Genomic DNA, 19,146 nt, shown 5'->3' with positions numbered 1-19,146 from the left:
ACCTATTTTATATGTAAATTTTTGTTGGATTATACAATAAACTTTTTATGCTAAAAAAAATCAAATTTTTACCGATATAAAAACAAGCGGAATCATTTTTGCTTAGAGTGAATAAAAATTTAGGAAAAAATTATGAGAATAACAAACCAACTACGTTTTAGTCAGACTTTGCATGACTACCAAAAAAATATGACTGGTGTAAATAAAAGCTATAAGCAGCTCTCAAATGGTTTGAAAATTCAAGATCCATACGATGGTGCTGCGACTTATAATGATGCGATGAGGCTTGATTATGAAGCGACTACTCTCACTCAAGTAGTTGATGCCACTGGTAAATCTGTAAATTTCTCAAAAAATACAGATAATGCGTTGCAAGAGTTTGAAAAACAGCTTGAAAATTTTAAGACAAAAGTAGTCCAAGCGGCTAGCAGCGTGCATAGTAAGACATCGCTAGAGGCTTTGGCAAATGATCTTCAAGGCATAAAAAATCACCTTGTGAATATTGCAAACACTTCGGTTAATGGGCAGTTTTTGTTTTCTGGAAGCGCTGTTGATACAAAGCCAATAGATGGTGCAGGAAAATATCAAGGCAACCGTGATTATATGAAAACATCGGCTGGCGCTCAGGTTGAGCTTCCTTATAATATCCCAGGATATGATCTATTTCTAGGAAAAGATGGCGATTACAGTAAAATTTTGACAACAAATGTTCGTTTAGCTGATCAAACTAGAACCGATATCTCTTATGCGCCAAAATTTCTAAACGATAATAGCAAGATAAAAAATATGATCGGGCTAAATTACGCTAGTGATTCAGTGGTTAGAAGTGACGGCTCTTATAATGGCACAACAAATCCTGATTATGATTTTTTAGATAATTCAAATGTAAATTTTCCAGATACATATTTTTTCATGCAAGGCAAAAAGCCAGACGGCACGACATTTACCAGTAAATTTAAGATGAGTGCAAATACAACAATGGCTGGGCTTATGGAAAAAATCGGAATGGAATTTGGCAATACAAAAACAACAAAAGTTGTTGATGTAAGCATAAATAACGATGGACAATTTAATATAAAAGATCTTACTAAAGGCAACCAGACTATTGACTTTCATATGGTTGCGGCCACATCAGTAGCACCAAATCGCGGCGCAATCGCTCAAAACAACGCGCTTGATGCGGTAAATTCTCTTGAAGGTCTTGAAACAATGGCAAATAATGTTCCAAAAACGGTTCATATCACTGAGTTTGTAAAGAGCAAATATACTGATAAAGATGGAAATGCGACAAATGCATTTGACTATGATAAGGTTAGATTTGAAAGAAAGGATAATGAGCTAATCGCAAATTTACCTCAAGTAGCTAGAAGAACGGGCGAATATGCAACAGATCAGACAAAGCTAAGTGAAGTCTCTGGTACAAAGGAGAGCTACGATAGAAATTTATATCCAAAAGATGTTGATGCTAGAAAGAGAGAGCTCTTTAATATCGACAACCAAGAGATAAATTTACAAGTAAAGTCAATCACTGGTACAAAATATGATATAAAGGTAAAAATGGGTACAGCAGGGGGTACAAATACTCCAGTGCAATTTGAAATAACATCTACACCACCAGGTGGCACGCCTTCTGCACCTAGGACTTTAACTGTTTATAACTCAGATGAGTTTGGAAGTTACAGAACTTATGCTAGTGATTTTACTTATAGGCAGCTCATGGATATCGTTGCTATGGCAGCAAGCGATAATATTCCAAACCCTCCACATGCAGAAAACGCAAATTTTGATACAGATATAGAAAAAGTAAAAAGAGATCAAAACTATAATGCCTATAAAGAGGCTTTATCAAAAACAAAGGGCGCGGTAGAGACGACTTTGGATGATAAAGGCAGAATGGTTTTGACTGATAAGACAAAATCAGTAACAAACATAGAAGTAACTATGCATGATGCAAAAAATAGCGATAAATTTGATGGCGATAGTACTGGTAGAGATACAGCTGGTAATGCTGGCCACCCTCAAGGAAAGGGTTCTGTATTTAGTTTTAATGAAAATAATGCTTTAACTATTGATGAGCCAAGTACGAGCGTTTTTCAAGACCTTGATAATATGATCGAAGCTGTTAGAAAGGGATATTATAGAGCTGATGCAAATAGTAATGATCCACGAAATACTGGCATGCAAGGCGCATTACAAAGGCTTGATCATTTAATAGATCATGCAAATAAAGAGCTTACAAAGATCGGCTCTCAATCAAGACTTTTAACTGCTACAAAAGAGCGAGCCGAAGTAATGAAAGTGAATGTGCAAACTGTTAAAAATGATGTAATTGATGCAGACTATGCGGAGTCATATCTGAAATTTACGCAGCTTTCACTATCTTATCAAGCAACTCTACAAGCAAGCGCAAAGATAAATCAACTAAGCTTACTAAATTATTTAAATTAAAATTTAAATCAGCAGGCCACCTAGCTTGCTGATTTTTTAAAATTAAACTCAAGCGTGCTATAATAAGCCTTTTTTATAAAGGATCTAAAATTTTACGACATATCTTATTTACAATTTTTGTTTGCATTTTTATATATTTTGGTATCGCTACAGCTGCTCCAACTGCTGATTTTGTTGGCTCGCTTGGACAAAGCCTTGGTATTTTAAATATCAAATATTTTGGACTTATTGCGTATGTTTATCCATTTTTATTGATCATTTTGGGCTATTTTGTCTATAAAAATTTTAAGAAATTTGACTTTGATTTTGCTCAGTTTTTGGTAGGAATTTTTCTCTTTTTTATAGCTTTTTTGATGTTTCAAGCCTTGAGTGCTTCAAGTGCAAATGGCGGTATAATTGGAAATTTCATAGTTAGTGCCTTAAAAGAGGTGATCGGCTCTATCGGCACTGCGGTTGCTATACTTATGATGTTTATTATCTCACTTGGGCTTGCTTTTAGGGAAAATTTTATAATTGTTTTAAGAAAGGCATTTGTGGATAAAGAGATAAAAGTCCATGAAGAGAGAAATTTAAAAGAGATAAAACAAAAGCAACTTCCAAAAATCGAACGCAAAAGACAAAAGAATAATGATATAAAAGAAGAAGAGCTTATAGAAGCTCAGGTACTAAATGATGATGAACAGAATTTAGATGAAGAGATAGAGCCTGAGCCAGAAAAAGAGAGTAGGGCCTCAACTATAAACGGAGTTGAAATTTTAAACGAAGTGGCTGAGAATAAGAAGCTGCTTGATCAAATAGAACGAGGAAATGTGGAAAAGCCAAAGAATTTTGTCTTACCACCGCTTAAATTTTTAAACGATCCGCCAAAACGCTCGCATAGCGTAAATGAAACGGAAATCGATCAGCAAATTTCTAATTTGCTTGATAAACTCCGTAAGTTTAAAATAGACGGAGATGTGGTTAGAACTTATACTGGGCCTATCGTCACGACATTTGAGTTTCGTCCAGCTCCACATATCAAGGTAAGTAAAATTTTAACACTTCAAGATGACCTAGCGATGGCACTAAAGGCTCAAACGATCCGTATCCAAGCGCCGATCCCTGGTAAAGATGTGGTAGGCATCGAGGTGCCAAATCAAAATTTAGAAACAATATACCTAAAAGAAATTTTAGAGAGCGAAGTCTTTAAAAATGCAAGTAGCCCGCTAACTATGGCGCTTGGCAAAGATATCGTTGGTGCTCCTTTTGTGACTGACCTTAAAAAACTACCTCATTTACTTATCGCTGGAACTACAGGATCTGGCAAAAGTGTGGGTATAAACGCGATGCTTTTAAGCTTGCTTTATAGAAATAGCCCACAAACTTTGCGTCTAATGATGATCGATCCAAAAATGCTTGAATTTAGCATATATAACGATATCCCACATCTTCTAACTCCAGTTATTACAGAGGCTAAAAAGGCGATCACTGCACTTGCTAATATGGTCGCTGAGATGGAGCGAAGATATAAGATAATGAGCCAAACTCGCACAAAAAATATAGAGAGCTACAATGAAAAGATGAAAGAGGAGGGCGGTGAGCAGTTTCCGTATATCGTTGTGATCATCGACGAGCTTGCTGATCTGATGATGACTAGTGGCAAAGACGTGGAGCTTTATATCGGCCGTCTAGCACAGATGGCAAGGGCTAGCGGCATACACTTGATAGTGGCAACCCAGCGTCCAAGCGTTGATGTCGTGACTGGCCTCATAAAGGCAAATTTACCAAGTAGGATAAGCTATAGGGTAGGGCAGAGGATCGATAGTAAGGTCATCCTTGATCAAATGGGAGCTGAGAGCTTGCTTGGACGAGGAGATATGTTATTTACACCTCCTGGAAGTCCTGGTGTGATCAGACTTCATGCACCATTTGCTAGCGAAAAAGAGATAGAAACGGTTGTAAATTTCTTAAAAGAGCAACAAGATGTAGTTTATGATGAGAAATTTTTAATAGAAGAAGGTACAAGCGGAAGTGTGGCTGCTGGTAGTTTAGGAGAAGATGAACTTGATGAGCTTTACGAAGAGGCCAAAGAGATCATTTTAAGTGAGCAAAAAACGTCGATAAGTTATCTGCAAAGACGTCTAAAAATAGGTTACAACAAAGCTGCAAATATAATAGAGCAAATGGAAAAAATGGGTGTTTTAAGCCCAATGAATGCAAAAGGTCAAAGAGAAATTTTGTAGCTAAAGTCATAAATTGCTTTAATTTTAGAATTTTAATTTTTATTAAAATTCTAAAAAGTCTTGACAAAGCACATTAAAATCTATATAATTACAACTCTTAAAAACATTGGGGTATCGCCAAGCGGTAAGGCAACTGGTTTTGGTCCAGTCATTCAGAGGTTCGAATCCTCTTACCCCATCCACTTTTTAAATCCAAAATAATACTTATCGCGGAGTAGAGCAGTGGTAGCTCGTCGGGCTCATAACCCGAAGGTCGGCGGTTCAAATCCGTCCTCCGCAACCAAATGCCCATTTTATCGATATTTGAAACACTTTTTAAAATGCTTAAATTATTCTGAAATTGATTTTAGTAAATTTTCGATAGTTTCTTTAGATTTTTTAACGTTTGCAGTAATATATTTTTGTGTTGTAGTTATATTTGTATGCCCTAATGTAAATGATACTTGCTCGATGGGAATTTTTAAATAATTAATTGAATATGTGCCAATTAAATGCCTTATATCATGAAGCCTGATTTTAGGTAAGTTATTCTTTTTAAGAAGTGAAGCCCAGCTTTTACGCAAGTCTTTAAATTTATCGTTAGTCATAGGATTAATAAAGACATAATCGTTTAGCTTATTTTCTTTCTTAGCTATCAAAAATCTTTTATAAAGACGATTAAAAAGCTCATCGCTCATTTTATAAATCATATTTCTTTTGGCCTTATTAATTTTAAAGGGGATAATGTAAGTCCTGGTCTTAAAATTTATATCGCTAAATTTTAAGCTTAATACTTCATTCTTTCGTCTGCCGTGAAGTAGAAAAAAGAATATATCAGAGCTTGCATCGGTATTTTCACTAATGGCCTTAATAAAGCGTTTTTGAATAGCGATCGAGTAATCAAAATACCTTTTATTATCAAACTTTGGTAGCTCAATAAAATCGCAAGGATTTTTATTTATTAACTCCAGCTTTATACCTAGCTTGAAAATAACCTTTAGCTTTGCAACGATATTCTTAATAGTCTTTATCTTGTAATCTTGCTTGATAAGATCATTACAAAACTTTTGTATATCGATAAAATTTATATCTTGTATATCCTTTAAGCCAAGTGAGTTTTTAAAATGCTTATTATATGTAGCTATATCACTTCTTAGAGTGGTTGGACTTAAAATAAGCTCGTAAAAGCTAATGTAATTATTAAAAAGCTCATTTAAACACATTTTTAAAACTCATTACAAATCAAAAATCTATCTACAAAGCTATCAATATCAGGGGCATTTAAATCGTGCCTTTCATGATAGTGTGTAAAATTATCTAAATTTCTATCAAGCATTAAATTTTCAACATAGGCTAAATGCTGGGCATTTACATCACCGCCCAAGCTTTGATAGTAATTGACTAACTCGTAATCTTTCATTCTGCTTACTGGTTTAGGCTTTTCATCGCTTTTAAAAAGCTCATCGCAAAGCTTTAAAATTTGTCTTTGTTTTAAATTAGTGCCAAAGCTTTTTATTTCATCTTGTGCGTTTTCATCTTTTTGGCTATTAATTTTCAATCTATCGTAAAAATTCATAAGCCTACCACTTATATAATGCTCCAATCTGCCATTTAAATAAATAATCTCTTCTTTATTGAAAGGCAAATTTATATATATGTAATCATCTTTTTTATTCCACTCAAGTATTGCTCTATGATCGTTTGTTAAGTCGTTTAAGTGATAAAAGTCTTGCATCGTGCTAATAAAATTAATCTTCCTATATACCCATAATGGTACTTTAGTGCGTGAGCTTATAAATCTTCTTACTTTGTGCTTTACATACCAGGCTGAAAGCTCGTCAAAATCTTGCGTTTCTTTTAAATTAATGAAAGTCTTTTGGATATATTTCATAACATAGCCACTAGGATTATTAATACTAGTTTGAAAGCCATTTAATTCGCCATTTTTCTCTTGCTCGCTTGTAATAGCATTTGTTTTTAGGTTTTGCGGAGCATAAAAAATATCAGTATAAATTCTTTTCATAAAATCTATTGTGTGAGCTGGGACATAAAATAAAGCGTGAATGTGTGGCACGCCGTCTTTTTTGTGTGGCTCAAAGCACCTTATATAGCTTCTGTCGATATTTTTAAATTTTCTTGAATATCGCATAATAAATAAATTCCATTGATGATTAAGAACGGCTACTAAATCAGAAATACTTAAAGGCGCTGAATTTTTAGCCTTATACTTAACTTCATCAGGCAAATATCTATAATCAATCGGCATAAATTTAGAATAATCGCTATTTAATGCACCCCTAAAGCAGCCGTTAAGAGTGATAGTTAAAAATACTGGGACTTGAAAATAATCGATTGCAAAAGAGCTAAACACATTCACGCGATTAGACACTTCGGCGTAATATTTATCGCTAAAGTTAGCCGACATTGAAATATCTAGCAAATTTCTAACCTGGCCATTAACATTAACAAAAGAGAAAGAGCGCATATATTCCCTTTGGCTATCAAGCTTTGCTTGGCAAAGCTCAACGTCAAGGGGAGAAACACCATATAAATTTCTCGCTCGCATAATCGCTTCCTTAAACGTAAGAGTTTTTTATTAATTTGACAAGGGCAGCCATTGTGGCGGACTTCGTCCGCCCAAAGGCAGCCTTTTTTGGCTACGCCAAAACACATATAGGCGAAAGGAGTGTTTTAAACCCAAAAAGCATATTAGCTGCACGGCTCGATTAAGCAGAATGTGCCAATAAGCTTTATTTCTCGCCTTTTGTAGGGGGAAATCCCCTACACCCCTAAAACATTAAATAATTTGAATTGTGAGCGTTAGAACAGAGTTTATTTCGCTGTCTTGCTCAACTAAAAAAGATACTTTAAAAACCATATATCTTTAAGGATAGGCACGCCATTACGTTGCTTAGAAGTAGTCGTTTTATTAATACCGCTAAGAACTAGAACGTCACCACGCTTTAAAGAATACGAGCTTTTAAGCTCCTTTTTTGAAACAATGGGCGTTAATGATGTACTTTGAGAGAGAATATCTTCAAGTATTAAATGTAAGTCAAAATCAATGTGATCTGATAAGATGATAGGTTTTAAATTTATCTTTAGACCAATATCTTTATATTCATAACTATCAGTCTTTTGATAGTTTAAGTTTGATATATCAGTTTTTGAAACCAAATAAGGGATGTTTTGAACGGAACTAAAATAAACTTCAGTGTGATTTTTTGCCGTCAATACTGGCGATGAAATAATTTTTGTAATGCCGTTTGTATCAAGAAAATTTAATATGCCAAAAAAGGCTCTATCATCGTTTTTAATAATATTTGAATTAGAAATATAAGGGGAAGTAATCAGATTAATATAATAAGCTAAATCGCCGTGATTAAGTGGCTTAAGCAAGCCTTTTAAATTTGTGCCTAAATCTTTAATGTCTTTTAGATTTGTTTCGGTGATAGTCAGTTTAAATGTTACTTGCTCCAGGCTCTTATCAATCTTTGAAATGGCTTCTTTAATCTGATCAAATATATAGTCATCAGCTCTAAAGAAAACCGAATTAGAAGACGTCGAGTAAGTGGCATTTAAATCAAACTGGCTAAGAATTTTATTAACGTCATCATAAACATAATTCTTTAGCTCGATACGCCTAAGATCATAATCAGGCAATTTTTGAGAGCTTACGTAGTAGAAATTATCCTTTTTATAAAGATATAAATTCTTGGCTTCAAGCATTTTTCTAAACATTGCAATAGTGATCTTAACTTCGTCTTCATAAATGAAATAATATTCGCCCTGGTGTATGCTTTCATCGGTTACAATGGCTATATTATTAGCCCTACTAGTAAGACGTGCGAAATCTAAAAGATCAGTATAAATTTCAGCAGCAAACAAGCTATTTAAAAACAGCAGCGGAAGAATTAGAAATTTGATTAAGATTTTCATCGGAAACACCTTTGTTATTTTTTGAAATTAAATTTTGGAAAACTGGCTTGTCAAATACATAGTAATATTTGACAAGCTCGTGAGATTTTGGCTCATAATAAAAATATAATGGCGTATACATTGAAGATATGTAGCTAAGTAATGATAATGGATATAGATGATAATCTTCGTCAAAATGGCAAGATGAATTAACGCAAGTAATGTTATAAATATAAATTTCTGGAATATCGGAGCTAATTTTATTATTCTTTTTAGAAGTATCTTTAAATATATCTGGAAAATCAGAAATAGAATATTTTTGTGAACCAGGATCGGAAATTTTATTGGAAGTAGATAAATTATTTTCGGTTGGAGTATTGCTTTTAAAAATAGACATAACAATAAAATAAAAATAAAAAATAAGAACAATAAAAATAACAATAGCTAGAAAAAAGTAAAATCTTACAAATGATTTTTTATTTGAACTTTGTCCAGAGTGGTATAAATTAAATACTTCTTCAAGATATGGAATATTAATAATCTCTAATCTATCTTTTTTATAAAGCCTATAAGATGCAAAAACTTCATAACGAAATTTCTTTGAAAATAATCTTTTTGCGCTATCAACAGCCCTATAAAATTTCTCTGCTATACGTTTATATTCGTTATTGACTAAAGTTAAATCTTGGGTAATTAAATAAATATCCTGGTATAAATGGCGATGATAAGTAAGCCACCAAACTAAAATTTCGTCTTTTTTGTCTTTAAAAAAGTTATGGCACTCATCAAGAACAAATATGCAACCATATAAATTTAGCTCTTTAGCTTTTTCATTAACTTCGTTATCGGTTGCACCAGTCTTATATAAAGCATATAAATTTCTTAAGCCTAAATAGAACTCATCAAAATCGAACTTTTTAAATTTATCTGATAACTCAAACTTGAACTCATTTATATTTGTGTAGCAAAATGAATAACTAGGCTTTTCTTTTGGCTTTGCAAATTTAGATAAAAATGTTTTCTTTGGCTCAAATAAAAAGGTCTGATAAATCATATATACTGCGTAATATGTTTTACCACTTCCAGGGTTGCCAACTAAATAAGTAATCATTTTTAAAGCTTTGCAAGAATAAACGTAACAAGAGTTTCACGAACAAATCTAAAAACAGTAATACCGATTTTTGTCGCATAAATTACAAAGAAAGAAAGAAAAATAGGCGAAAATATAGAAAACACATCACAAAAGGCATTCCAAGCACCAAGAGATTTTAAAATAGAAAAAGCAATCGTAACGATCTTTTCATTGCCTACTGAAAGATTATTAACATAATCAATAATATAGTTAAATTTAGAATAGATGAAATTAATAATATAAATAACAGCAGCGGCATAAGATAAAACAAGAGCACCTAAAATTACGTTAATAACAACCATTTTAGAAAATGTAACTGCTTTAAAAACAAAATTAATAGCATTTTCCCATTTAAAAAAGCGAAAGAATAAAACAATAGTAGCTATAATTGCTTGCATATCTTACCACCCCATAAAAGTAAAAATAAATAGCTTGGCTATTAAAAATAAAAACAACAAAAAGAAAGCTACAAAGAAAAAGACATAAAGAGAAGAAGCAATAGGCGAAAGAATACTGCAAAAATCAAAGACAACTTTTTTACTGAAAAAAACCATATCTATATCAAAACTTAAAAGACAAGTATTAGGAATACCACCTTTTTTTAAGCTCATTAGATTGCCATCTTTGATTTTTGAGATAGTATCATTTAAGCTTTTTTTAATACCATCAATAGGCTCAAAAAGATTATTAACATTTTCCTTATACATATTTGCGAGATCAGCGGTTCTTTCTTCAAGCTCGCCATAATCTATATTGCCAGGTGTAGCATTTTCAGGGTCTTTGCCGTTACCTTGTCCGCCACCAGACGAACCGCCACCAGTGCCACCGCCTGAGCCACCACTCGAACCGCCATTATTGCCACCGCTTGAACCACCGCCAGATGAACCGCCATTATTGCCATTGCCTGGAGTAGAATTGTTATTGTCTTTGTCTTTATCCTTGTTTGGATCTTCTTTGTCTTTATCTTTATCTTTGTTTGGGTCTTGTTTGTTTTTATCCTTATCTTTGTCAGAATTTTCTTTACTTTTATCAAATTTGAAAGTAATTAATGTTTCATTTTTGCAATGTGCTTGAACAATATTAGGTTTGTTAGGATCCCAAGAATAACCAGGATTATAAGAAGAACCAATACCAGCGCAATAACACCTTGCAATATCATCTATTGTTAAAGCACTCGAGCAATCTATACAAGTATAATCAGAAGTAAAGAATTTATGATTATCTTCATCAGTGCAATCAACTACACAAGCATTAGTTTGAACATTCCATAATTGACCAGCTGGGCAAGAATCAACGCACTGCATTGTGTCAGTGTTAAATTCTTGATTTAGCTTACATCTTGCAACTTCTTTGGAATTAAAAACAATAAAATCATAATAATTAAAAACAGGGTCTTTAGGATAATCAGAAAAAACAAAATAATCAAAAATACCACCACCACCACGCTGGCCAAAGCGGCCAACTCTACGCTCGCCACCTATATAAACATGACCATAGCCAAACCCAACATAAAAACCAGGAGTTTTTGAGCCTAAAAAATAATAAGCTTCTTGAGTAATTGTAAAAGAATAGATATAGTAATAGCCAGTTTCTGGCGATCTAAGACCGTAATAATTATTACCTTTTAAAAATTTGCCATCGATAGGCTTAAAACCGCTATCAAAGTCTTTATCACGAATAACCGAACATAAGCCATCGCCAGCACAATTTTTAGAAAAAGCAAGAGAGCATAAAAGAGATAAGAAAATGAAAGATCTAATTAGAAATTTCATTACAAAGCCTTAAAAAAATCTTTTTGTTAAAAGAGTTAAAGCAGCACAAATCGGTAATGATAAGACCAAAAACCATATAAAGATAGAAAAGAAGTAATCAAAAGCAGGGATACCAATAACACTAAACATTTTAAACACCTTTTTTAAATTCTCGAAAGAATTAAGAGAATAAACAAACAAAGCAAGAAACCGCATAAAGTCCCAGTGGTAGACATCAAGAAGTTATATTGCTCTATTGTTAAGTTAAGAAAGACTTTATCCATAAATTTAAACCCCAAAAAACTACTGACGCACTTCGTTTGTCAGCTTAAAGCTTTGCTTTGCACTCTGCTTTAAGCTTTAAAATTTATGTGCTAATTTTTAAAAAGACTAAAAGCAGAAGTAATGGCAGTAACACAAGCAAAAAAGACAATTACAATAGCAAAGAAAGAATTTAGAAAAAATCCTAATTTAGTAACGTCTATAAAATCAAAATACACTTTTAACCTTTTTAAAAATTAGCCCCCAATAAAGGGGGAACAAGCTATTTTAAAAGAGAAAGACCTTTTTTAACAGCAAAAATTGCAGCTAAAACAACAATAACCGCACCAGCTACGCCCATAAATGGAGTAATATTAAGATCGCCAGTTACTGTGCCATCTGCACCCATTGTTATACCAGCTGCAAGAGCATTGCTTGACATTGCACCAACAGCAGCAACACCACCTAAAACCTTAGCCTTAGTAGAAGAAAGAAATTTTTTCATCTCTAACCCTTTTTGTTTAAATTTAGTAGCCTTTAACTACTTATTTAAGGAAACACGGACTTAAATAAGTAGTTAAAGGGGATAAACCCCTTTATTTATTTATTTTCAGGTTTTTTTGCAGGCTTTGTGTCGTATAGGAAGTATTCGATTGGATCAGCAATCGTAATTATTCTTTGATCGTTAGGGAAGCCACCTTGAACCGGTATTTCTTCGCCTTTTTTAAATTTTTCTTTTATTGCAGCCGCTACAAGTCCAGCGGTATTATTATCTGGGCAGATAATTTTAAAAACTACTTTTTGCTCTACTTCATCAGTAAAGCCAGTCTTTTCATTAACAACGTCATAGATATTTGATGAAGAAATACGAACAGAAGAAGAGTAATCATTACCTTCAAACTTACCAGAAGCCGAACTTCTAACAAGACCACCCCTAAGAACATACTTTAAATCATATTCAGATTTAACGATTTGCATTTTTAACACCTTTTTTAGTTTATTTTTTGTTTTTGAAACACCATTTAACTTGGCTCCGAAAAGGTGTTTCGTCCAAACGGAGCCAGAATAGTTTAATGCCATATTCAGGGCAAAACCTATGCAATTTTTGATATAATTTTGTTGCGAACAAAAAAACCAAAAAATTTATGCACAATTATTGTGCATTTGGATAGTGAAATGTTAAATAAAAAAACCTTAAAAATTAATAAAATGCAAAATAATTTGTCAAAAAGTATGAAAAATGACTAGACAAGAATTAGCAGACAAATTAAATATTACTAGAAATACACTCACAAATTGGGAAAAAGAAAAGCCAGAATTAATACGATTAATAAATCAAGGTTTAGCACTAGATGAACAAATTTTAGAAACCAAAAAATTTCTAGAAAGATTAGAAAAAATAAGAGAAAAAGCGAACAATGGAAAAATAAATACTAAGATAAATAAATCAGAGGAATAATGTTGGAACAAAATTTAAATCTAATTATTCCACTCATAAAAATTTTTATATCTGTAATGCCTATTTTATTATTTATATTTTTAATAAAATTAATAATAAATTTTATAGAAAAACAAGTAAGAAAAACAAAGTTTAAAAAAAGGAATTTTATGCAAATTATAACAGCAAAACAAATAGCAGAAGCATTTAATAAAAATTCAAAAGAGATAAACGAAGCTTTTGTAAATATAGGTTATGCCGAAAAATGTAGTAATGGATATACAGTAACACAACTTGGAAAAAGTAAAGGCGGAGAACAAAATTTTTATATGGGAAAAGCAAATATTAGATGGACAGAAGAAATACTAAAAGATGATATCTTTATAAACGAAATAAAAAAAGAACAAAAAGAAGAAAAAGAACAGAAAGAAGAAAAGCAAGAAAAGCAAGAAAATTTTAGAGATAAATTTAAGGCAGAGTATAGAACTAATGATGGACACTATGTAAGAAGCAGGGCTGAAGTAATTATATCAAACTGGCTATTTGGGGAGTGTATAGCACACGCTTATGAAAAAAGAGTTCCAATAGAAGAAGATATGTATTGCGATTTTTATATACCAAAAGGAAAAATTTATATAGAATTTTGGGGATACGAAGAAGATGAAAAATATTTAGCGAGAAAGGAAAAGAAGAAACACCTTTATAAAAAATATGGTTTAAATTTAATAGAAATAGATAATGAAATAATAAATAATATAGATGACTTTTTACCAAAAGAGCTTTTAAAATTTGGGATTAAATTAAACCTTGATTAAGATATATTAAGCATAAACGAGCTTAATATCAAGGGCATTTACAACCTTAAATATACTTTCAAATCTAGGTTTTGAATTTTCTTTAAACATCTTATAAAAGCTTTCCCTATTTAAATTTGCTTTTTTTGCAACTTTCTCAATACCTTTTGATTTTGCTATATAAAATAAAGCCCTTTTAAATTCTTCGATATCGCCATCAGACAAAACCTGATTTAAATACTCTTTTCTTAACTCATCGGTTGTTAAATAGTCTTCTAAATTAAATTTTGTAAATTCTTCTTTCATTTATAATCCTTTAATATCTCTTTTGCTTTTTTAATATCATCGCTTTGACTGTCTTTATCACCAGCATTTAACAATATAATTATTTCATCGCCATTAAAAGTAAAAAATATTCTTATTCCACCACGATTAAAAAACCTAAGCTCATATAAATCGGTATCAATAAATTTATAATCTCCTAAATGATCTTTAGTTTCTATTTGATCCAATCTTCTTAAAATGGAAATTTTAACAACCGGATTATTTAATTTATTTAACCATTTATCAAACGTAGTACTTTTCAATATTTTCATGAAATAGATTTTAAAAAAATGTAGCTTAATGGCTACTTATAAAAAGACCCTAACGCTCATAACCCGAAGGTCGGCGGTTCAAATCCGTCCTCCGCAACCAAATGCCCATTACTTTTATCATCTTTTCACTAAGCACCAATCCCCACACCATCACGTATACATCAACATTGAGATGAACGTAGTGTAAGCTACTTTTAATGTCCGTATGACCCATAAAAGCCATCAGTTTATGAGCATTAAATCCCTTCAAACTCACTAACCTAGAAGTACTGTATGGCGTAATACGTATAGTCCGTGAGTATTGTTTTCTCCCTTATATCCTAGATGGTTTCTTACAGCCCACCACATACGATTTGCTGTGTCGTGGTTTAGATGAGTTATAGGGCACTTGTTTAAGGGTAGGTCTTTGCAGTTGTCATAAGCCCCTTGAGATACCCAGTAGTAAGCCATGCGAAGCACTTGGTCGTCTTTTGTTTCAGTAAAGAGTTTGCGAGCCTCTATTTTACTTACACTCTTAGCTATCTCTAAGCGTTGTTTTATGGTTTTAAAGACCAGAATGGTTTTATTTTAATATGTAAAAAGGAAGATTGGTAAAAAATAGACATCATCTCTTTTAAATACAAAAAGTAAAATTTTGTATTAACTCTTGGCAAAATATTTCATAGAAATATAAATGAGAATTGTCACCTAGTATTGTTTTATGGATTATTGGTATAAATTTAAAAATACAGGAGGGGCGAATGCCCCTAATTATTATTTTAAAGTTTGGATGTATTCAGCTACTGCTTTTGCATCTTCGTCGCTCATTGGAGTAGCGATTGGTTTCATCATAGCACCAAGACCAAATTTATTTGCTCCTGTTTTATAACCCTTTAGTGCCTCTTCGATAGCTGCTACATCAAGAGATGTTAAAGCCGGAACTTTATTATTAAACACTTTTTCAGCTTTTGCACCATGACAGGCGATGCATTTTTTGTAGATAGCAGCACCATCTGCAGCAAAGGCAGCAGTTGAAAGTAGAGCCGCAACGCTAGAAACAATTAGTAATTTTTTCATTTTTCATCCTTTGTAAAAAAGTTTATGCATTATAGTACAAAAAGGTAAATTCGCAAGAAGCTATAGTTAAAATATTTTGGCTATAATCACCAAATGAACAAAAATGAGCCTATTAAAGCACTTTTTCTAGATCGAGATGGCGTAATAAACGAAGATGCTGGATATGTTTACGAGATAAAAGATTTTAAATTTATCGATGGTATTTTTGATGCGTTAAGAGAATTTGCCAAGGCCAGCTACAAGCTCTTTGTTGTGACAAATCAATCAGGTATTGGCAGAGGCTACTACACGCAGGAGCAGTTTGACGCTCTAAATAAATTTATGCTTGAAATTTTCAAAAAAGAGCAAATTTTCATCACTAAAGTCTATTTTTGCCCACATGCCCCAGAGGTGGATTGCGCTTGCAGAAAGCCAAATCCAAAGATGATACTTGATGCCTGCAAAGAATTTAACATAAATCCTAAAAACTCGCTCATGATAGGTGATAAGCCAAGCGACGTCGAGGCTGGCAAAAGGGCAGGGGTTGGTAGAAATTTCTTGCTTGATGGCATAAATTTTAAAGATGTAAGAGATGTTTTAAATAAGCTAAAAAAGGAAAAATCACTATGAATTTAAACGGAAAAAAGATAGTTATAACTGGCGGTGCTGGCTTTATCGGCTCAGCTTTGGCGCACTATTTTGATGAAAATTTTAAAGATGCTCACGTGCTTGTCGTGGATAAATTTAGAAACGACGAGACATTTAGCAACGGCAACCTAAAAAGCTTTGGTCATTTTAAAAATTTACTAGGCTTTAAGGGTGAAATTTACGCCGGCGACATCAACGATTCTAGTACGCTTGAAAAGATAAAGAGCTTTCGCCCAGACGTCATCTACCACGAGGCAGCGATCTCAGATACGACCGTAAAAGAGCAAGACGAGCTAATAAAAACAAATGTAAATGCCTTTGTAAATTTGCTCGATATCTGCGAGAGTTTGGCCGCAAAGATGATCTACGCTAGCTCTGGGGCAACTTATGGCAACGCAAAGAGCCCACAAACCGTTGGCGAGTGCGAAGCGCCAAATAACGTTTATGGCTTTAGCAAACTAAGCATGGATAATATCAATAAAATTTACGCAAAGCGTGGCGTGAGTGTGGTTGGACTAAGATATTTTAACGTCTTTGGTAAGGGCGAGTTTTTTAAAAACAAAACTGCCTCGATGGTGCTTCAGTTTGGCTTGCAAATTTTAGCTGACAAGACCCCAAGACTTTTTGAAGGTAGCGACCAGATCAAAAGAGATTTCGTCTATATAAAAGATATCATTGACGCAAACATAAAAGCGCTTGATGCGCCAAGTGGTGTCTATAATGCAGCTACTGGCAAGGCTAGAAGCTTTCAAGATATCGCTGACATCTTGCAGCGAGAGATCGGCGTAAACTTAGGCAACGAATATATCAAAAACCCATTTATCGGCTCATATCAGTTTCACACCGAGGCCGACGTTGCCCCAGCTCGCGAAGCATTTGGCTTTAGCGCGACTTGGAGCTTGGAAGAGGCGATAAAAGACTACTTACCAGAGATAAAGAGAATTTATAAGGAAGAGCTAAATGGCTAAGAGAGTTAAAATTTTAGTTGTCGGCGATCTCATGTTAGATCACTATATCTGGGGTAGCTGCGACCGTATCTCGCCAGAAGCGCCAGTGCAGGTTGTAAAGATAAATAACGAAACCTACACGCTTGGTGGCGCTGGCAACGTGGTGAGAAATTTGCTCTCACTTGGCGCAAACGTGAGCGTGGCTAGCGTTTTGGGAGATGATGAGGCTGGCAAAAAGATAAAAGAGAGGCTTGCTGAGCTAAACGTAAAAGATGAGTTCATACTCACCGAAAAAGGGCGTGAAAGCTCAATAAAAAGCCGTATCATGGCATCGCACCAGCAAGTTGTCAGGATCGATAAAGAGAGCGTTGTCAAGATAAATTTAGAAGATGAGCTCATCTTAAAAGTAAAAGAAAATCTTGCAAATTTTAAAGCCGTCTTGTTAAGCGACTACGGCAAGGGCGTGCTTAGCGAAAAGGTCTGCCAAGAGATCATAAACGAGTGCACAAGACTAAATATCCCAGTGCTTATCGATCCAAAAGGCAGTGACTACTCAAAATACAAAAACGCGACCCTTCTAACGCCAAATAAAAAAGAGGCGAGCGAGGCTACAAATTTAAAGATAAAAGACAAGGCCGAGCTTGAAAAGGCGATAAAACAGCTAAAAGACGAGCTAAATTTGACCTATTCGATCATCACAATCTCAGAAGAGGGTATCGCGCTATATGATGACAAATTGCACATCTTTGCCGCTAAGGCAAAAGAGGTCTTTGATGTCACTGGCGCTGGAGATACGGTGCTTGCCACACTTGGCTACATGCTAGCAACTGGGGCTGACGTAAAAGAGGCGATAAAGATAGCAAACCTCGCAGCAGCCGTCGTAGTGGCAAAGATAGGTAGTGCAACGGCTAGCTTTAGCGAGATCGAGCAGCTGCTAAATAGCTCGTTTGGGGCAAATTTCGAGCATAAGCTTAAAACTGTTGAAGAGTTAGAAGAAATTTTGAGTCAAAAGGATAAGAAAAAGGTTGTTTTCACAAATGGCTGCTTTGATATCTTGCACGCTGGGCACGTAAAATACCTAGCGCGCGCAAGGGAGCTTGGCGATCTTTTGGTTGTCGGGCTAAACTCAGACGCTTCAGTTAAGAGGCTAAAAGGCGAGGCTAGACCTATAAACTCGCAAGATGATAGAGCCTGCGTGCTAAGTGGGCTTGGGTTTGTCGATTATGTCGTGATATTTGATGAGGATACGCCATTAAATTTAATAACAAAGATAAAGCCTGACGTGCTTGTAAAAGGGGCTGACTACAAGGGCAAAGAGGTCGTTGGCAGCGAGATCGTAAAAGAGGTCAGGCTGATTGACTTTGTCGAGGGCAAAAGCACAACAGGGATAATAAAAAGGATAAAAGATGCTAAAAACGATGATAAAAAATGAGCTTGAGGCTCACCAAAAGACCTTTAGCGAGCATGTAAATTTGCTAGGTAACTTGGAGCGTGCTTGCCAGATGGTGGCTGATACACTAAAAAATGGCAAAAAGGTGCTGATATGTGGCAACGGTGGCTCTGCAGCGGACGCTCAGCACTTTGCAGCCGAGCTAACTGGCAGATATAAAAGCGAGCGCCAGCCACTACCTGGCGTCGCGCTAACCACTGATACTTCGGCACTTACGGCCATTGGCAACGACTACGGCTTTGACTATGTCTTTTCACGTCAGTTTGAGGCTTTAGCGCAGTCTGGCGACTTACTCGTGGCGATCTCAACAAGTGGCAACAGCAAAAATGTACTTGAAGCTATAAAAAGTGCCAAGAAAATGGGCACATCGGTACTTGGGCTTAGCGGCAAAGGCGGTGGTGCTATGAATGAGGGCTGCGATCTAAATTTAGTCGTTAGCTCAAGCGATACCGCAAGGATACAAGAGTCGCACATATTTTTTATTCACACGATCTGCCAGGCCGTAGATGAGGCTTTTAGGAGCTAAG

19 protein-coding genes and 2 tRNA genes are annotated in these 19,146 nt (G+C 34.4%); 10 read left to right on the top strand and 11 right to left on the bottom strand.

The features are described from left to right. Window positions 1-132: 132 nt before the first annotated feature. From flgL to A3223_RS01325, 4 genes are all read left to right on the top strand, one after another. Window positions 133-2,448, top strand: a complete 2,316-nt coding sequence (gene flgL, locus A3223_RS01340; protein ID WP_084108121.1) for a flagellar hook-associated protein FlgL — start codon at window positions 133-135, stop codon at window positions 2,446-2,448. 131 nt (window positions 2,449-2,579) lie between these two features. Next, a complete protein-coding gene (locus A3223_RS01335; protein ID WP_084108120.1) occupies window positions 2,580-4,670 on the top strand; it encodes an FtsK/SpoIIIE family DNA translocase in 2,091 nt (696 codons plus the stop codon). Window positions 4,671-4,777: 107 nt separating this feature from the next. After that, window positions 4,778-4,852: transfer RNA gene (locus A3223_RS01330), tRNA-Gln, on the top strand. A gap of 26 nt (window positions 4,853-4,878) precedes the next feature. Further along, a tRNA-Met gene (locus tag A3223_RS01325) sits at window positions 4,879-4,953 on the top strand. 46 nt (window positions 4,954-4,999) lie between these two features. Here the strand turns inward: A3223_RS01325 and A3223_RS01320 are convergent. The 8 genes from A3223_RS01320 to A3223_RS01285 form a co-directional block, all read right to left on the bottom strand. Further along, a complete protein-coding gene (locus A3223_RS01320; RefSeq protein WP_084108119.1) occupies window positions 5,000-5,872 on the bottom strand; it encodes a tyrosine-type recombinase/integrase in 873 nt (290 codons plus the stop codon). A 2-nt stretch (window positions 5,873-5,874) separates the two neighbouring features. Beyond that, a complete protein-coding gene (locus A3223_RS01315) occupies window positions 5,875-7,215 on the bottom strand; it encodes a rolling circle replication-associated protein (protein ID WP_084108118.1) in 1,341 nt (446 codons plus the stop codon). A 287-nt stretch (window positions 7,216-7,502) separates the two neighbouring features. Then, the gene (locus tag A3223_RS01310; protein ID WP_257639220.1) at window positions 7,503-8,588 is read right to left on the bottom strand and encodes a type II secretion system protein GspD; all 1,086 of its coding nucleotides are present in this window, start codon (window positions 8,586-8,588) and stop codon (window positions 7,503-7,505) included. Further along, window positions 8,539-9,678: a zonular occludens toxin domain-containing protein gene (locus A3223_RS01305; protein ID WP_084108117.1), complete on the bottom strand. Its 1,140-nt coding sequence runs from the start codon at window positions 9,676-9,678 to the stop codon at window positions 8,539-8,541. The genes A3223_RS01310 and A3223_RS01305 overlap by 50 nt, the downstream gene beginning before the upstream one ends. 2 nt (window positions 9,679-9,680) lie before the next feature. Beyond that, entirely contained in the window at window positions 9,681-10,097 is a 417-nt protein-coding gene (locus A3223_RS01300) for a hypothetical protein (RefSeq protein WP_180378685.1), read from the bottom strand. Between the two features lie 3 nt (window positions 10,098-10,100). Then, complete coding sequence (locus tag A3223_RS01295; RefSeq protein ID WP_084108106.1) at window positions 10,101-11,471, bottom strand: hypothetical protein; 1,371 nt, start codon at window positions 11,469-11,471, stop codon at window positions 10,101-10,103. A gap of 523 nt (window positions 11,472-11,994) precedes the next feature. Then, a complete protein-coding gene (locus A3223_RS01290; RefSeq protein ID WP_084108104.1) occupies window positions 11,995-12,216 on the bottom strand; it encodes a hypothetical protein in 222 nt (73 codons plus the stop codon). A gap of 95 nt (window positions 12,217-12,311) precedes the next feature. Then, window positions 12,312-12,689 carry a hypothetical protein gene (locus A3223_RS01285; protein WP_084109251.1) on the bottom strand — a complete coding sequence of 126 codons (378 nt, stop codon included), beginning with the start codon at window positions 12,687-12,689 and terminating at the stop codon, window positions 12,312-12,314. A 262-nt stretch (window positions 12,690-12,951) separates the two neighbouring features. Between A3223_RS01285 and A3223_RS01280 the strand changes: the two genes are divergently transcribed. Together A3223_RS01280 and A3223_RS09765 are read left to right on the top strand one after the other, a co-directional pair. Further along, entirely contained in the window at window positions 12,952-13,170 is a 219-nt protein-coding gene (locus A3223_RS01280; RefSeq protein WP_054196526.1) for a helix-turn-helix domain-containing protein, read from the top strand. A gap of 2 nt (window positions 13,171-13,172) precedes the next feature. Beyond that, a complete protein-coding gene (locus A3223_RS09765) occupies window positions 13,173-13,964 on the top strand; it encodes a hypothetical protein (protein ID WP_257639219.1) in 792 nt (263 codons plus the stop codon). A gap of 6 nt (window positions 13,965-13,970) precedes the next feature. Here the strand turns inward: A3223_RS09765 and A3223_RS01270 are convergent, their stop codons facing one another. The 3 genes from A3223_RS01270 to A3223_RS01255 all read right to left on the bottom strand — a co-directional run bounded on the left by A3223_RS01270 (window position 13,971) and on the right by A3223_RS01255 (window position 15,595). After that, entirely contained in the window at window positions 13,971-14,249 is a 279-nt protein-coding gene (locus tag A3223_RS01270) for an addiction module antidote protein (protein WP_054196527.1), read from the bottom strand. Then, window positions 14,246-14,530: a type II toxin-antitoxin system RelE/ParE family toxin gene (locus tag A3223_RS01265; RefSeq protein WP_167496253.1), complete on the bottom strand. Its 285-nt coding sequence runs from the start codon at window positions 14,528-14,530 to the stop codon at window positions 14,246-14,248. Before A3223_RS01265 ends, A3223_RS01270 begins: the two co-directional genes overlap by 4 nt. 762 nt (window positions 14,531-15,292) lie before the next feature. Continuing rightward, entirely contained in the window at window positions 15,293-15,595 is a 303-nt protein-coding gene (locus A3223_RS01255) for a c-type cytochrome (protein WP_021090501.1), read from the bottom strand. Window positions 15,596-15,688: 93 nt separating this feature from the next. Between A3223_RS01255 and A3223_RS01250 the strand changes: the two genes are divergently transcribed. Genes A3223_RS01250 through gmhA form a run of 4 tightly spaced genes read left to right on the top strand, consistent with a single transcriptional unit; the run spans window position 15,689 to window position 19,145 of the window. Continuing rightward, window positions 15,689-16,204 carry a D-glycero-alpha-D-manno-heptose-1,7-bisphosphate 7-phosphatase gene (locus tag A3223_RS01250; RefSeq protein WP_084108098.1) on the top strand — a complete coding sequence of 172 codons (516 nt, stop codon included), beginning with the start codon at window positions 15,689-15,691 and terminating at the stop codon, window positions 16,202-16,204. Further along, window positions 16,201-17,190, top strand: a complete 990-nt coding sequence (gene rfaD, locus A3223_RS01245; protein ID WP_084108096.1) for an ADP-glyceromanno-heptose 6-epimerase — start codon at window positions 16,201-16,203, stop codon at window positions 17,188-17,190. The genes A3223_RS01250 and rfaD overlap by 4 nt, the downstream gene beginning before the upstream one ends. Further along, window positions 17,183-18,601, top strand: a complete 1,419-nt coding sequence (gene rfaE1 / locus A3223_RS01240; protein ID WP_084108094.1) for a D-glycero-beta-D-manno-heptose-7-phosphate kinase — start codon at window positions 17,183-17,185, stop codon at window positions 18,599-18,601. The genes rfaD and rfaE1 overlap by 8 nt, the downstream gene beginning before the upstream one ends. After that, complete coding sequence (gene gmhA, locus A3223_RS01235; protein ID WP_084108092.1) at window positions 18,576-19,145, top strand: D-sedoheptulose 7-phosphate isomerase; 570 nt, start codon at window positions 18,576-18,578, stop codon at window positions 19,143-19,145. The genes rfaE1 and gmhA overlap by 26 nt, the downstream gene beginning before the upstream one ends. The last annotated feature ends 1 nt before the right edge of the window (window position 19,146 follow it).

It is taken from the genome of Campylobacter concisus, from assembly GCF_002092855.1.
In the GTDB taxonomy this organism is placed as follows: Bacteria; Campylobacterota; Campylobacteria; order Campylobacterales; family Campylobacteraceae; genus Campylobacter_A; species Campylobacter_A concisus_AI.
The sequence above is the reverse complement of the archived record's forward strand: the minus strand, read 5'-3'. Positions and strand labels throughout refer to the sequence as shown.

Coding starts and splice junctions, on each gene's coding strand:
- flgL (WP_084108121.1), top strand. CDS start 133: ATGAGAATAACAAACCAACTACGTTTTAGTCAGACTTTGCATGACTAC.
- A3223_RS01320 (WP_084108119.1), bottom strand. CDS start 5,872: ATGTGTTTAAATGAGCTTTTTAATAATTACATTAGCTTTTACGAGCTT.
- A3223_RS01315 (WP_084108118.1), bottom strand. CDS start 7,215: ATGCGAGCGAGAAATTTATATGGTGTTTCTCCCCTTGACGTTGAGCTT.
- A3223_RS01310 (WP_257639220.1), bottom strand. CDS start 8,588: ATGAAAATCTTAATCAAATTTCTAATTCTTCCGCTGCTGTTTTTAAAT.
- A3223_RS01305 (WP_084108117.1), bottom strand. CDS start 9,678: ATGATTACTTATTTAGTTGGCAACCCTGGAAGTGGTAAAACATATTAC.
- A3223_RS01300 (WP_180378685.1), bottom strand. CDS start 10,097: ATGCAAGCAATTATAGCTACTATTGTTTTATTCTTTCGCTTTTTTAAA.
- A3223_RS01295 (WP_084108106.1), bottom strand. CDS start 11,471: ATGAAATTTCTAATTAGATCTTTCATTTTCTTATCTCTTTTATGCTCT.
- A3223_RS01290 (WP_084108104.1), bottom strand. CDS start 12,216: ATGAAAAAATTTCTTTCTTCTACTAAGGCTAAGGTTTTAGGTGGTGTT.
- A3223_RS01285 (WP_084109251.1), bottom strand. CDS start 12,689: ATGCAAATCGTTAAATCTGAATATGATTTAAAGTATGTTCTTAGGGGT.
- A3223_RS01280 (WP_054196526.1), top strand. CDS start 12,952: ATGACTAGACAAGAATTAGCAGACAAATTAAATATTACTAGAAATACA.
- A3223_RS01270 (WP_054196527.1), bottom strand. CDS start 14,249: ATGAAAGAAGAATTTACAAAATTTAATTTAGAAGACTATTTAACAACC.
- A3223_RS01255 (WP_021090501.1), bottom strand. CDS start 15,595: ATGAAAAAATTACTAATTGTTTCTAGCGTTGCGGCTCTACTTTCAACT.
- A3223_RS01250 (WP_084108098.1), top strand. CDS start 15,689: ATGAACAAAAATGAGCCTATTAAAGCACTTTTTCTAGATCGAGATGGC.
- rfaD (WP_084108096.1), top strand. CDS start 16,201: ATGAATTTAAACGGAAAAAAGATAGTTATAACTGGCGGTGCTGGCTTT.
- rfaE1 (WP_084108094.1), top strand. CDS start 17,183: ATGGCTAAGAGAGTTAAAATTTTAGTTGTCGGCGATCTCATGTTAGAT.
- gmhA (WP_084108092.1), top strand. CDS start 18,576: ATGCTAAAAACGATGATAAAAAATGAGCTTGAGGCTCACCAAAAGACC.